A 14,069-nucleotide genomic window follows, 5' to 3' on the forward strand; every position below is an offset into this window, starting at 1 on the left:
GAAAGTAAAAGTATGATAACCGTAATATTTGAAGTGGTTCCTAGAGAAGGGAAAAAGGATGAATATTTAGATATAGCAAAGACCCTAAGATCAGAGCTGGAAGAGATTTCCGGGTTTATTTCTATCGAACGGTTTCAAAGTCTTGTGGATCCAAAAAAAATACTCTCCCTCTCTTTTTGGGAAAATGAAGAAAGTATAAAAGAATGGCGCAACAGAACCACGCACAGGAATGCACAGCAGGCAGGGCGAAACTTTGTGTTTGAAGATTACAGATTACGGGTAGCTTCAGTAATACGAAATTATGGGATGTCTGAAAGACAGGAAGCTCCTTCAGACCGTATTTTTTAAAATAACAATAAAAAAGGATAAAAAATGATTACTTATCAAATTGAAGAAAAAATTGGAATAGAAGAATTTACACAGGTCCTGATAAATTCTACATTAGGAGAAAGACGTCCGATAAACGAACCGGAAAGAATAATGGGAATGCTGCAGCATGCAAACCTTATCACAACAGCACGGGACAATGGTAAATTGATTGGAGTATCAAGATCATTAACTGATTTTGCATTTTGTACTTATCTTTCAGATTTGGCAGTTGATGAGCATTATCAAAAGAAAGGAATTGGAAAAGAATTGATCCGATTGACAAAAGAGCATACTCCAAAAGCTACACTGATTCTTTTAGCCGCCCCAAAAGCTGTGGGTTACTATCCTAAAATCGGGATGAAACAATGGGAACAATGTTATCTATTGAATAATATAGTAGATTTGAAATAATGAAATACCATTGATAATAAGAAGACATGTATTAAAGTACATGTCTTCTTTCGAGTATAATAATTGGGTTATATGGTAATTTTTACCCCTGCTGAAATATTGATTCCCGGAAGCGGACTTAGAAATTTTAACTGAGAGTTTTGAAGTCTCGCCTCAGAATTCAGTAGATTATTTCCTATAATATAATATTCCAGATCACCTATGCCTAAGCTGCTGTCCTTATAAGCTAAACGGACATTCAGTAGTGAAAATGCCGGCATAGGAAGCTCAGGATTAATATTTTTCCCTAAATATTTTTGTTTTAAATAGTGATCTAAACTTAGATTCAGGCTGAAGTTCTGTATATTGCCTTCCAGATTGAATCCAAAACGGCTTGTAGGCATATTGGGCATATAATCGCCATCACTCCATTTTCTTATCGAGCTGTCGGCTACACTTATATTTCTCACCAAATCATAATATCCACCTATCTCCCACTTCCCTATTTTCCCCAGATCTGCTTTATAAGCTGCTTCTGCTTCGATTCCGTTGATTTCTGTATCATCAGAATGCCATTCTTTGACAAGAAAAACCTCTCTGGAAAGCCCTGTGTGGGCAAGATAAATATAATTTTTATAAGACGTATGGTACCAGTTGGCAGATACCCTAAGGTTCTTTAAGTTTAAGCCCCCTCCTATTTCAACCGTATTTGCGGTTTCCTTATCCAGCCTGTCATCACCATTTTCCTCCGTGAGAATAGCAAAATGATTGTTTCCTGAGTACAGTTCGTTCACTTCCGGAGCTCTTTCGGAATGATTGTATTGTACTTTCAGATAGCCTTTTTTGAAAATATTCCATTGAGCAGCGCTATGGAATTGATGAAGGGTAAAGTCTCTGTCACTGAGTTTTCCACCGGAAAGTCCACGGCTTCTGACATATTTATTATCCGCTTCTGCCCTGCGTTGTACATGATCGTTTCTATAGCCAAGATCCAGTTGAATGATATTAAAATCAAGGTGCTGCATCGTAAAGACTCCGATTTCACGGCTTATAGTATTGGGTAAGTATCTCTGCCCCCCACTTCCTTCCATATCTCTGTACTGCACTTCAAGACCTGTCGTTCCGGTCAGGAATTTTAATTTCTGCTGTGCAATTTCCAAACGCCCATTGTGTTGGTTCACAGTAAACTGATTGGCTCTGAAGCGGTCAAGAAGTTCTGCATTTTTGGAGAATACTCCCATATAATTTAGCTTGATGCTGGAAATTGGGGAATGGGTAAATCTGTAACCTGCTTCAAACATAGCTTTATGGGATAAACTTCTTATATTGATGGGAAGATACTCTATTTTTTGCTGTGGTTTTCCATGGGTATGGGTGGGTATTTTAGGTATCGCATACCCTGGGACTCCAAAATAGGAATAAGAGTTTTGATAAGCTCCTCCTGCATAAAATGATTTCCCTATATAACTTGTTCCGATATAAAATGAATTGCTTTCCGAATGACTGTTGGGGATTACTCCGTCTTTTGTTTCCACATAATCCCTGATTCCGTTTACTTCACTTTTATAACGGTCTTTCGAAGGATCCTGGCCGGGAACGTACAAGTCATTCTTTGGATTAGGATAATTTTTACCGTCAGCAGGATTATAATAGGTAGAACTGAAGGTATAAAGGTCATCTTCTGACAGTTCATAGTCTATCATATGATCTTTAGCAAACTGACTGATGAATGGGAAAAGACTTTTGTTCAATACCCGTCTGGAATCCACATCTACCTGGCATAGTGACTGTAAAATACTATTGAAACCTACCAATTCCGGATCATAGCACCTGCTGTCTTTAGATTTTCCAGGAATTGTGACCCTATCTTGCTTGTGATTGCTTCCTCCTACAGACCAAACCCAGTTTTTAGCAATGATTCCCCGGGCTGAAAATGCCTGTTTCTGTCCACTGTTGCTTCCCCCTTCAATAAGTCCTTTTACATTTAGCTTTTTATCCGGTAATTGTCTGGCAATATAATCGGTTTCAATATCAATAGCACCTCCAATAGCCTTTCCCCCATATAAAACTGATGCAGAATTCTTGTAAACAGTAATGCTTTGAACACTGTTCATCTCTATATCAGTATTAAAATCAGGGCTTATCCCTGAAAGATCATTTACTGAGGTTCCATTTTCCAGTATTTTGACCCGGTTTCCACTCAGACTTCGGATAACAGGAGCTCCGGAATTCGGACCATATCCTGAATTTTGAATCCCGGGAATTTTACTCAATGTTTCTCCTAATGTATTGGATTGAATAAAATCCAGCTTTTTTCTTGAGATATTTACAGAACTGTAATTAGTTTTCCCCTGTATCTGGATAGATTCTATGTCTTTTACGGTTTTTTTTTCAGGAGTGAGTTTCTGCGCCTTCAGAATGGATGAGGAATACATCAGAGTGCTTCCCATCAAAAAATAAACGGTCTTTTTCATGTGCATATACTTTAATGATCCGGCAAAGCTAGATAATTAATTTTATTAATGCAACATTGTTGCTTTATTGATTTTATGTGAAAGCCTTGTGTTTTAAGGTAAAATATTGAATTACAGGTGTCCGTACCACAATTATTTACCATGCTGTTCCTCCAATAAGCGGAACCGCCGCTGCTCCCTTGCAGGTCAGATAATGAGGAGGTGATATGCTGCATAACTTCCCGATCTTCCAAACCGGAGGGGAAATAATACATTTTATCAGAAGGTTTTCAGGTTTTTACTATTTCTGCCACTGCTATAATCTGCTCGAAATATCATACCCGGTGATAAACAAGCAGATTTATGGAGGTCGATCAATGATATAGTAGAAATACTGACCCTTTTTTTAGTTAGATCTACGGTATTTTTTCATTCCTGATTCTTCTAAATTTATCAAAATATTAAAAATAATTTTATTATGGCAGGAACAAATAGCAGAATACACGGATATAATGTCGTTTATCGAAATGAGAAAGGACTTAATTTTTATTCTTTTGATATAGAGAAGAATGGACCTTCAAAGTTTATCAACAAAAAGGTAAATATTGTGAAGAGTCAGGATAATATTTATGATCATCAGGGGCATATTGTACCTCAGGGTATGCTTAATCGTATATTAGATCCTCTTATGAACGAGATGGCAAAATGTAAAGATGATCAGGCGATAAAGGATTTCATAGAAAAAAAGAAAGGTGCGTATCCTTGGTTAAAACTTGTTTATGATTACGGGGTTTATATTAAAGCTCCAATGTTTGATTATACTCAGAGTGATTCTGAAGATAAGGTGGGAAACTTTTTTGCGATTGTAACATGGAATCCGGTTAACATCTGCCGGGCGCCTGAAGATGTTAAGAGAAATAAGTTTCCGGATGCTAATAAGAGAATCAACTATCCAGGTGAAAGCATTGATGAACAGGTTGCAGATTATCTTGGCAATCCTGCTCATAAAAGTGCACAGGGAGTAAATGCGACATGGCTTACGAGTCTGCAAGCACTTATAAATGAAACTAACAAGAACAATAAGAACATCAATGATTTTATTAATGCTTACATCAATGAATGCTGTAAGACACTTTCAGGACAGCAGAAATCAGGTATTGGCTATTATTCATTTCCCTGGAAAAAAGACAGTAAAGGAGTCCTGTTTCCAGATAATTAATTCAATGACAAAAAGTATTAGCTATAACTTCACAAAAAATACCCTAAAAGATTCAGGGTATTTTTTATGAAAATATTTTCATGCTTTTTTATAAAGTTTAACTTTATTTTTCCCAAAAGTTTAATAATCCATTACAGTCTGTTGCAATTAAATTAAAACTGCTTGGAATTTCGTCCCATTTGCTCCAATACGTTACCAAACGTGTGCCTGCAGGAGTTTTGTCGAGCTGTTCTTTTACATACTCTGAATAAGCAAAATATAAATCTTTGTCCGTAGTTACTGTATTATCAATTACAGATAATGTATCTATATTTTCGTAAAAAGAATTAAAAAAATAGAATGCATCGTAGTCGGAAAAAGAAATTTCATTGATATTGGAATGTATAAATTCTACATTAGTAATTTTATGTTTGTCTGCAATTTTTTTTGATATTTTGGTAAGAGATGCCCGTTGCTCTACTCCAACAAATATTCCCTTCGTAAAAGCCGCACCAATCAGACAAAATTTTCCGACACCGGCACCAATATCCAATATCTTACTATTGGGCTTCTCCGCAAGATACTCAGCTGCCAGTTTTGCTACGGCAATCGGGGTCCAATGCTGGCCTGCCAGTTCTTTGATGTGTACGGGATATAGGTCATTAAAGGTACTGTCTTTAACATCAATATTTAATTTGATATCATTAAAAATCATGTGATAAGGTGTATATATTCTTCATTAGTAGAAAATTCATTGAGGCGAATCTAACAGCCATACAATCCTATGAAACCTACTGTATGGAATTCAAAAAGAATTATAATGGGCAAAGTTACTCTGAAAATATTACAAAGCATTGATATCTAATAATTTTTCAGAATAACTTATGGTATATACACTACAGATCCCTCATTCGGGATTTTATATAAGGGCTTATTCTGCCTTATCTTTTTTCATAAAAGCTACAGCATCTACTTCTATCAACATATTATCCAATGCTAATTTTGGAACCGGAATTAAGGTACTTGCCGGAAACTGATGACCCTTCCATACTTTATGAATTTCTTCTGACCATATTGTAAGCTTTTCCTGGTTATGATCTACAATCAGAATGGTAATTTTCAGTACGTCTTTCACTTCTAACCCATATTCAGCCAGTACAATTTTTAAGTTCTGCAGTGAGATTTTAACCTGGGTTCTGAAATCTTTAGACAGATGATGATTTAAGCCCTCTCCTCCGCTTTGTCCGGAAATGAATACATATTTTCCTTCAGACTCAGCAGGTGCTGCAGAATGAGAAAAAGCATAAGGTGTCGGATCAAAAAGAGCTTTTGGATTTTTGTATTGGATTGTATTCATATTTGTTTGTTGAGTGTTGCTGACTGTATTTTGTGAAAATGCCAGAAAACTCATACAGAGCGCCGGCAAACTTAATACTATAGATTTCATCGTATTTCTCTTAAAATTATTATAGCAAATGTAGACTGCTAAATGGTAAGAAACCTTTACATATGTTGATCGTATTTATATTTAAGGAAAGTAAATTTGCAGATTTTTATAGTACGTACTAGCTGTACATAAAAATACCGCTCTTTTCAGAGCGGTAGAATTTTTTAATGTCGAAACTTACTGATTAGCAAGTAGAACCGCACTCAAGTAATTTGATGTGGATTACACCATTCACAACACATTGTGTTTGGCATAAAGCGTTAGTTACAATAGTACCTACACCACCTACTACGCCACCTACTGTAGAACCTACACCGCTAACAACACCGCCAACGACAGTTCCTACACCACCTACTACACCACCGATAACACCACCTAGTCCACCTAGTAGTCCACCAATTGGATCTAGTAATCCGTTACCTGAAATAGTTTTTAATTCGTTTCTGTCTAATTTTTTTAAGTTTTTCATAACTATAATTTTATATGATTATTACATCACGAATATATGAATAATAAATATATGATTGCAAGTTTTTTTGAATAAATTAATTAAATATTTATATAATTTAATATTTCATTAATATAAAGTATTTTTAATGAAAATATCATTTTTATTTATATCTGATTGATTTTCTAAATGTTAAAAATAATAACTCAATTTGCGAAATTTAGAGTTATTATTTTTGCATCATATTCTGTTTATTTGTGATTATTATTTAAAGATTGTAATACCCTCTTTATTTACCAAAAAACAAGATTTCTGTACCCTGAAAATTGATTGTATGAATCCCTTAAATTCCCTTTTTTTGAAAAACGGGAACAATGAAGTTAAATTTCTTTACTTATGATGGTAAAACCTGTCATAGTTATTGATAACGAATTCAAATTTTGTATTTTTGCTGACATACTTTTATCAATGTCAATTTTTTCAAATAATATACGCTTTTTAAGAGCCAAAAGAAAGCTCTCTCAACAGAATGTAGCTGACGAACTGTTGATCTCAAGAGTCCGTTATTCCAAATACGAGAACGGGATATCTGAACCGCCTATCGAACTGCTGGTAAAAATTTCCAAATATTTTCATGTAAGCATTGATCTTATGCTGTCGGTAGATATTCAGAAATACCCAATGGATGATATGCTGAAACTTCCTGATAATAGAATTGTTCTTCCTGTGGCTGTAGATACTCATGGGAATGATACCATAGAAATTATTCCTCAAAAAGCTTCCATGGGATATCTTGAAGGGTACAGTGATGTGGATTATATTGAGAGCCTGCAGCGTATTGCCCTTCCCTTTCTTAACAATGGAAAATATAGAGCTTTCCCTGCAGATGGAGATTCTATGCCGCCATTCAGAAACGGTTCCTATATTGTAGGAAAATATGTAGAAGGAATCAACGAACTGAAACCTGGTAAAACCTATGTTTTTGTAACCCTGAATGATGGTATTACCTATAAACGTTTTAAGGAAACAAAAGAAAATACAATCTCTGTAAGCGCTGATAACTCTTTCTATGAGCCTTATGATATCCCTTTTGAAGAAGTGGTGGAAATCTGGCAATATGCTTCAGGAATTTTCCCGGAAGACTTTGAGCCTGGCGATTATGAAAGCTATAATTTTAAAGAAATGTTCCGTGAACTGAGACAGGATATCAAAGATCTTGACAAAAAAGTTTCAGGCCGCCGCCGTAAGCAGTCTTAATATTGATCTTACTTATATAATAAAAAGTACCGTATCTGATGATACGGTACTTTAAGTATATAATGTATTTTTTAATTAAATTCTTTCAATTCAAAATAACAATTCTCACAAATCAGTGTTATCTCTGCGAACTTTTCAGACTCTTCATTCCAGCCATCATATTCAATTCTAATCTCTTCACATTCATTACACCACGCCTGTAAATCATCATCTTCCTCCAAATCCATTCCCTTATAGGTATCAAATACTTCATTAAAACCTTTAGGAGTTTTAAGATCTAAGTGTTGGCAGACAAACGCAGAGCGTGAATATCCATGACTACAGCAATCCATATTCTTTTGTTTCATCATTCTTACATCTGATGACTGTTCATCAACAAAATTGATGATTAACATGTATTTCTCTAATTCATCCGTATTGACTTTATATACTCCAATACCTTTGAAAAACTCTAAACAAATTGAAGATAATTCCCATCCATCATATTCATCACTTGAAAAAGTTCCTTTGTGAAGTTTTTCATATTTATTATTAACACCCAATCCCTTTATTATTAAAAGGTCTTTTTTATTCTTTTCCAGAGAATATTTATTATACCAACTCCACATCCATGTCTTTGATTTTAAGGAATAGGTTCCTACTGGAATATATTTAAAATAGACTTCATCATTATCATCGTTATATAACCTTAAAAGTTCTAATTCACTGTCATAAAACCAATTTGCATATGAATCAATTTTATAAATTTCTTTGAACTTATCCTGGATTTGAACCAAGTCATCTAATCTTTGCTTACTATATTCTTCGTAATCCATGTTCTAATATTATTCTAATTGAGAATTATTCTTCCTCATTCTTACATATTTCAATATTTCCTTCTTTCATGATAAATCTGAAGCCGAAAGGTATAGCTAAATATTTCAAAATATCAGGACGAGCAAAAGCAACATGATAAAAGTGTACCATTTTTAATGACTTAATATCGTCATTATAGTCATCCGTGATAAGATACCATCCACTCTCATCCGAAGGTGAGTCATATCTAATTCCTTCAATATCTCTTCCTTCGTAAACACCATCTGATATAACAACCGACTGATTAAAGTTTGGAAAAAGAGGAATAAGATTTTGTTGCCAACATATTTCTCATTGCTGTCTAACAACTGAAATTGCCGTATCACAACCTTTATTAAAACCACTACCATCAGCGTTTGCTTCATATAGATCATAGCGGTTATCTTCATCTAGTCTAAATTGTAAAAGCCATGAATAATATCCTATATTTTGGGTACCTGTAATTACTGGATTAGTATCTACACAGTAGTTAATGAGATATTTGATTACTTCTAAGTAGTCTTCATTTTTATAACTGCCTATATGTAGCTTCAATTCTTTCCCAATAATAAAAAATAGTCCTTCGGTAAATAAACTCTTATCATCTGATCTTATTGAGATATTCTTAAAATTCCAAAGATTACTATTTCTATTCTCCATGGGTATATTTAATCACTTTTTTTGTTTTTATATTTACTTCTGCATACGCAACACCTCCTATTGTTGGAGGTGATGCAAAATTTCCATGTACAATCCAAATACTATCGTTTTTCTTTTCTGCAACAAACGGTTTTTGTTTATCTATTGCTGATTTACCATAAGCTTCCTTCCATTTTTTCTCAGCTACAGAAATTGCTATTTCCTTATTGGATATAATCTTAGATATTCTCTTCTCACAACTAGAAAGATAAACTAATAATATAAAAGCATAATATTTCATTTTAAATAAACTATTGGTGACGTGGTCATTGTTTTTGATTTATCAATGGTATTTGTTCTTGTCTTCTGTTCATCAATTCAATTTAAAGACTTCCCACAACCTATAACCCGAAAGGATAATAATGAGCTGTTCTGTCTATTTTTACGTTTCCGGAAGCATCTTTGTAATACAACAGCCTAACGCTTCCTACTTGATCCATATAGTTGTAAATATACTTATTCTGAACGAAATCATAATAGTCTTCTTGACAGAGAAAAAACTCAATATATCAATGGTGTAGTGGAATCCAACAAGCTAACTATGATCTCAATCTTAATTGCTCCGTATTCGAATTGGGCTCTTTGTGCAGTGTGGATTAACCAAAATATATTATATTCAATAAATTTAATTTTATGTCTAAACAAGCTTTTGAAGAAAACAAAATACTTTCTAATTACATAACAACTATCGTTGGTATTAATAAAATGATTGACCGTCATTATGATGAAAACAAAAAGAATTTTATCGATATTTTCACATGTGATGATCCTCTTTATAGAAGAATAAAAACTTGTGGTACTATAGGTTTGTCTGACTATCCCAACAAAATTAAAATGAATGATAATAGTTTTAAAAATATCCCAATAGAGCTTTTAATTGCTGGATATAAAGATTGCGATATGTTGGCCCATATTCTTTCTAAATCAGGATTTTATATTATTAATAAGAGTTGGGAATGTCAACCAGGCTCAGTGTTTATTAGGATTATTGAGATGTACAATGAAACTTCCGAAATGAAGCATATTATGTTTGTATCACCCTTTTTGTGGGCGAATAAATTAGAACCATTGAAACTTGAAACGAAAACTGTACATTGGCTTTTGTGCATTCCAATTTCTGATAAAGAACTCGAATACAGAATAGAAAACGGAGCATCAATATTGGAAGACCTATTTCAAGAAAAAGATATTGACTTATTTGATATTAATAGAAAATCAATTATTTAATACTACTGTCTTTGTTATATCCCTTTCTGATTACAAGTAAAGAATAAAACCCTTATTTATTATTCAGGTATCCAGTATAAAAATAAAAAGTACCGTATCATCAGATACGGTACTTTAAGTATGAGTTCGGGTGAATTGAAGCAGTTAATGATGTGTTTTTTTAAGGCCTGACGAATGATTTTTTTTGAAAAGTCCATTTCCGGGGGCATCTCCGGAAATGGACACACCACTTTACATCATCCAAATCACAACTAAACTATAAACAGGGAAGCGATAGTTTGTGCATCGCTACCACTTAAAACTTCGTCGTACGCTGCAGAACCGGCTGCTGCACCAAATAAAGTTGATGTATTGTAACCCGCCTGGTTTACATTGTCTTCTCCGGCGTAAACCGGATTGGTGGCTGAAGGCATACTTCCTCCATCGGCAAGCTCAATCCATCCTTTATTAGCTCTCATTCTTCTTACCTGTGAAGCGTGTCTTGCTTCAACGGAATGAATCTGTAATGCAGCCTGAAGCACTACTTTATTGGACATGACGTTTCCGGCTTGTCCTTTATAAGCTCTTACTCCCGTATCTTCAAAAGCCTGAGCAAGAATAAGAAATTGATTATAACTTGTAAAAGGGGTAAAATTTCCACCTGCTGTAAAATCAAAAGTAGGTTTATTCCCCGGAGTTGTTCCTAAAGAAGTGAGGGTGCTTTTCAGGAAGCTGACATGAGCCGATTCATGTTTTGAGATCTGCATAAAGACAGTTCTGTCACCATTGGGAATCAATCCCGGTGTAGATAATCCTATGCTGTAATATTCATTTTCAAGATATTCCAGTACCAATGCCAGTTGTAAAGCATCCGTCAGCGTACTTTTTAGCGCAGCACCTGTTAATGTTTTTGTAGTTTCTGCTTTGGCAGGAGTAGCCATCAGCGCTCCCAATCCAAGCGGTACCGCTGCTGTAGCTGCTTTTTTTCCGAATAATGACATATTCGTAATGGTTTCCAGTCTTGAAGCTTCTGTTGTGAAAAACTTATCATAAGAAAGTTTATCCAATAATCTAAGAATATTCATAATGTGAGTTTTTAAGGTGAATGATTAGTTGATCCCTCTTTCTTTCCAGGTAAAAGGTGTTTTGATAAATGCTCCGGCAGCCATTACAATGTCTTTAGGCTCTTTCGCCAGATCAAGTCCGTTGGCATCAATAACATCATCTCCTGAGAAGTCAGCAGATCCGGGATTGATTAGATTTCTGATCGCAGAAGCATGTCTTGCTTCCACTGAAACTATTTTACCGGCAATGACAAGGTAAGCAGGATTGGTAATGTATTTTCCAGCACCATTATAGGCTGCTACACCAGTATCTTCTAATGCTTTTGCAGTAGCCAGCACCGAGTTTCGGTCATTAAAATTCACATTAGGATACTGGAACTCCAGCTTAGGCAGCACATGATCAGTAGCTCCGCTTATCGCTGCTTTGAAAAAATCCCTGTGTATCACTTCATGATGATAGAGATCTGTAAAAACTTCTTTTTCAATACTGGAAATTCCGGTGTAAAAATTATTCACCACTTTCGTATAGAAATCCGCTTCCAGCTGCTCAAGGGCGTAGGCATAATTTAAAACTCCTACATCTCCTGTTCCAAGATCATACTTGGATTCTTCTATAATCTGAAAATCATCATTGTCATCACAGCCTATTAAAGTCAGACCTGCGACAGCCAATCCTACTCCACTTAGTTTTAAAAAGTTTCTTCTGCTGGTATCAAGAGTTACTCCCTGATTAGAAACCTGAATTGGTTTTTTCATAATATTAATTTTTTAGTGTTAGGATAAATAAAAGAAAGAAAAACAGCATATTGAAATATGCTGTTTGAAATCTTACAAATTGTTATGGCATTAAAACTGTATCTATTACATGAATAACCCCATTAGATTGGTTCACATCAGCAATGGTTACTTTGGCGCTGTTTCCTTTGGCATCTTTTATATAAAGATCTTTTCCTTTTGTCCAGAAAGTAAGCTCCTCACCTTGTACTGTTTTCATCATGCTTTTCCCATTTCCTGCTTTTACAGCAGCCCATATGTCTTTAGCACTGTATTTTCCAGAGAGAACATGATACGTTAATATGGAAGTAAGCATTGCTTTATTTTCCGGTTTTACAAGGTTTTCAACTGTTCCTTTCGGAAGTTTTGCAAAAGCAGCATCTGTAGGTGCCAATACCGTAAAAGGTCCTGCTCCCTGTAATGTTTCGACCAGACCGGCAGCTTTTACTGCAGCGACAAGAGTTTTATGATCTTTGGAGTTGACAGCATTTTCAATGATATTTTTAGAAGGATACATAGGAGCTCCTCCTACCATTACTGTTTTTTCTTTCATCGTTTGTGCAGTTACCTTTCCGCTGAAAGCAAATGATAAAGCTACCATTGCTAAAACTGTGATTTTTGATTGTGTGTTCATTGTGTGATTATTTTTTAGTTAATTATATTTAGTTGTGCTTTTAATGTCATTTACGAGGTTGGTTTTGTTTTAGATTGAAAAAAAGTGAAAATTATTTTAAATAATTGTAAATCAGTGTATTAATTTTTATCAGGGACAAATTCAAGACAGACAGAATTCATACAGAAACGTTTTCCTGTGGGTTTTGGGCCATCATCAAAAACGTGTCCGAGATGAGAATCACATCTGCCACACAGAACCTCTGTACGTTCCATATGATAAGAGGTATCTTTTCTGTACTTGACACTATTTTTACGAATAGATTGATAAAAAGAAGGCCATCCGCAGGTAGTTGCAAATTTGGAAGTCGAAATAAATAGAGCATTTCCACATACAGCACAATAATAAGTGCCTTTTTCATCAAATTCATTATATTTCCCGGTAAAAGCCGTTTCTGTAGCTCCTTCTCTGGCAACCTGATAGAGTTCTGGTTTTAAAATCTTTTTCCATTCACTATTGCTTACTTTTAGAGTGTTTTCTGCGGTGCGTGAGTAATAGGGATTTTTAATTTTAAAAAGGTTGCTTTGTGCTTTGTAGGTCCCTAAGGATAAGGTAAGACAAAAAGCAAGTATGGTTTTTGAAACTAATGTTTTCATATTGACTATTTTTTAATTATTTTCTTAAAATCATGTACGAAATAAAAGTTGATGTGGATTTTTTTGGGAATATGTTTTATTTTATTACATTTGGACAGAAAAATAAACGCTATTAAAACAACCTATTCTGAAGAAGAACTTATCGTTTTACTAAAAGAAAAAAACGAAAATGGTTTTCATTATCTGTATGACCACTATTCTGGTGCGCTCTACGGGATTATTCTTCGAATCGTTCAGTCTAAAGAATATACAGAAGAAATTATTCAGGATGTTTTTGTTAAAATATGGAATTCTATTCATCAGTACGATGCTTCTAAAGGGAGATTTTATACCTGGATGATCAATATTGCAAGGAATACAGCCATCGATTATTTAAAATCGAAAGCATTCCAGAATGAACTTAAAAACCAATCACTTCCCGATTTCGTATATAATACTGCAGAGCTTTCAACAACTAATAATTCTTCCGATTATATCGGATTTAATAATGTACTTGAAGGCCTTGAAGTAGACAAGCAGGAGCTTATAAATCTTGCTTATTATCAGGGATATACCCAACATGAAATATCCGAAAAACTGAAAATACCGCTGGGAACGGTAAAAACGAAAATGCGTAATGCATTGATAAAATTAAAAGATTTGTTAAAAGATTATCAATAAA

At 34.6% G+C, this 14,069-nt stretch carries 18 protein-coding genes; 6 read left to right on the forward strand and 12 right to left on the reverse strand.

Translation table 11 applies throughout. The features are described from left to right. Nucleotides 1-12 precede the first annotated feature (12 nt). The gene (locus tag AC07UM_RS16550; RefSeq protein ID WP_494684184.1) at nt 13-348 is read left to right on the forward strand and encodes an antibiotic biosynthesis monooxygenase family protein; all 336 of its coding nucleotides are present in this window, start codon (nt 13-15) and stop codon (nt 346-348) included. 24 nt (nt 349-372) lie between these two features. Continuing rightward, nucleotides 373-780, forward strand: coding sequence for a GNAT family N-acetyltransferase (locus tag AC07UM_RS16555; protein WP_494684185.1), 408 nt, complete (start codon nt 373-375; stop codon nt 778-780). 68 nt (nt 781-848) lie between these two features. On the opposite strand, the gene AC07UM_RS16560 is transcribed toward AC07UM_RS16555, so the two are convergent. Beyond that, a complete protein-coding gene (locus AC07UM_RS16560; protein WP_494684186.1) occupies nt 849-3,233 on the reverse strand; it encodes a TonB-dependent receptor in 2,385 nt (794 codons plus the stop codon). Nucleotides 3,234-3,690: 457 nt separating this feature from the next. On the opposite strand from AC07UM_RS16560, the gene AC07UM_RS16565 reads away from it, so the two are divergent. Further along, the gene (locus AC07UM_RS16565) at nt 3,691-4,431 is read left to right on the forward strand and encodes a hypothetical protein (protein WP_494684187.1); all 741 of its coding nucleotides are present in this window, start codon (nt 3,691-3,693) and stop codon (nt 4,429-4,431) included. A 103-nt stretch (nt 4,432-4,534) separates the two neighbouring features. Here the strand turns inward: AC07UM_RS16565 and AC07UM_RS16570 are convergent, their stop codons facing one another. From AC07UM_RS16570 to AC07UM_RS16580, 3 genes are all read right to left on the reverse strand, one after another. Further along, nucleotides 4,535-5,125 carry a methyltransferase domain-containing protein gene (locus AC07UM_RS16570; protein ID WP_494684188.1) on the reverse strand — a complete coding sequence of 197 codons (591 nt, stop codon included), beginning with the start codon at nt 5,123-5,125 and terminating at the stop codon, nt 4,535-4,537. 216 nt (nt 5,126-5,341) lie between these two features. Then, complete coding sequence (locus AC07UM_RS16575; RefSeq protein WP_494684189.1) at nt 5,342-5,767, reverse strand: RidA family protein; 426 nt, start codon at nt 5,765-5,767, stop codon at nt 5,342-5,344. A gap of 274 nt (nt 5,768-6,041) precedes the next feature. Beyond that, nucleotides 6,042-6,326, reverse strand: a complete 285-nt coding sequence (locus tag AC07UM_RS16580; protein WP_494684190.1) for a bacteriocin-like protein — start codon at nt 6,324-6,326, stop codon at nt 6,042-6,044. Nucleotides 6,327-6,773: 447 nt separating this feature from the next. Here AC07UM_RS16580 and AC07UM_RS16585 point away from each other — a divergent pair, with 447 nt between their 5' ends. Next, entirely contained in the window at nt 6,774-7,562 is a 789-nt protein-coding gene (locus tag AC07UM_RS16585; RefSeq protein WP_494684191.1) for an XRE family transcriptional regulator, read from the forward strand. Nucleotides 7,563-7,633: 71 nt separating this feature from the next. Here AC07UM_RS16585 and AC07UM_RS16590 read toward each other — a convergent pair whose 3' ends face one another. Genes AC07UM_RS16590 through AC07UM_RS16605 form a run of 4 tightly spaced genes read right to left on the reverse strand, consistent with a single transcriptional unit; the run spans nt 7,634 to nt 9,336 of the window. Beyond that, nucleotides 7,634-8,377 (reverse strand): DUF6882 domain-containing protein, encoded by a 744-nt coding sequence (locus tag AC07UM_RS16590; protein WP_494684192.1) that lies wholly within the window; start codon nt 8,375-8,377, stop codon nt 7,634-7,636. A gap of 25 nt (nt 8,378-8,402) precedes the next feature. Next, a complete protein-coding gene (locus tag AC07UM_RS16595; protein WP_494684266.1) occupies nt 8,403-8,705 on the reverse strand; it encodes an immunity protein Imm33 domain-containing protein in 303 nt (100 codons plus the stop codon). Between the two features lie 3 nt (nt 8,706-8,708). Next, a complete protein-coding gene (locus AC07UM_RS16600) occupies nt 8,709-9,056 on the reverse strand; it encodes a hypothetical protein (RefSeq protein ID WP_494684193.1) in 348 nt (115 codons plus the stop codon). Then, nucleotides 9,046-9,336 carry an NTF2 fold immunity protein gene (locus AC07UM_RS16605; protein WP_494684194.1) on the reverse strand — a complete coding sequence of 97 codons (291 nt, stop codon included), beginning with the start codon at nt 9,334-9,336 and terminating at the stop codon, nt 9,046-9,048. Before AC07UM_RS16605 ends, AC07UM_RS16600 begins: the two co-directional genes overlap by 11 nt. A 392-nt stretch (nt 9,337-9,728) precedes the next feature. Between AC07UM_RS16605 and AC07UM_RS16610 the strand changes: the two genes are divergently transcribed. Next, nucleotides 9,729-10,322: a suppressor of fused domain protein gene (locus tag AC07UM_RS16610; RefSeq protein WP_494684195.1), complete on the forward strand. Its 594-nt coding sequence runs from the start codon at nt 9,729-9,731 to the stop codon at nt 10,320-10,322. A 251-nt stretch (nt 10,323-10,573) separates the two neighbouring features. Here the strand turns inward: AC07UM_RS16610 and AC07UM_RS16615 are convergent, their stop codons facing one another. The 4 genes from AC07UM_RS16615 to msrB all read right to left on the reverse strand — a co-directional run bounded on the left by AC07UM_RS16615 (nt 10,574) and on the right by msrB (nt 13,408). Further along, nucleotides 10,574-11,386 (reverse strand): ferritin-like domain-containing protein, encoded by an 813-nt coding sequence (locus AC07UM_RS16615; RefSeq protein WP_124531583.1) that lies wholly within the window; start codon nt 11,384-11,386, stop codon nt 10,574-10,576. Nucleotides 11,387-11,410: 24 nt separating this feature from the next. After that, nucleotides 11,411-12,121, reverse strand: coding sequence for a ferritin-like domain-containing protein (locus AC07UM_RS16620; RefSeq protein ID WP_103233457.1), 711 nt, complete (start codon nt 12,119-12,121; stop codon nt 11,411-11,413). 82 nt (nt 12,122-12,203) lie between these two features. Next, nucleotides 12,204-12,773: a fasciclin domain-containing protein gene (locus AC07UM_RS16625; protein ID WP_103233456.1), complete on the reverse strand. Its 570-nt coding sequence runs from the start codon at nt 12,771-12,773 to the stop codon at nt 12,204-12,206. Nucleotides 12,774-12,892: 119 nt separating this feature from the next. Next, the gene (gene msrB, locus AC07UM_RS16630; protein ID WP_494684196.1) at nt 12,893-13,408 is read right to left on the reverse strand and encodes a peptide-methionine (R)-S-oxide reductase MsrB; all 516 of its coding nucleotides are present in this window, start codon (nt 13,406-13,408) and stop codon (nt 12,893-12,895) included. A 90-nt stretch (nt 13,409-13,498) separates the two neighbouring features. Here msrB and AC07UM_RS16635 point away from each other — a divergent pair, with 90 nt between their 5' ends. Further along, nucleotides 13,499-14,068, forward strand: a complete 570-nt coding sequence (locus tag AC07UM_RS16635; RefSeq protein ID WP_494684197.1) for an RNA polymerase sigma factor — start codon at nt 13,499-13,501, stop codon at nt 14,066-14,068. Nucleotide 14,069 lies beyond the last annotated feature (1 nt).

The sequence above is a fragment of the Chryseobacterium sp. GW821-FHT04C04 genome, from assembly GCF_059420365.1.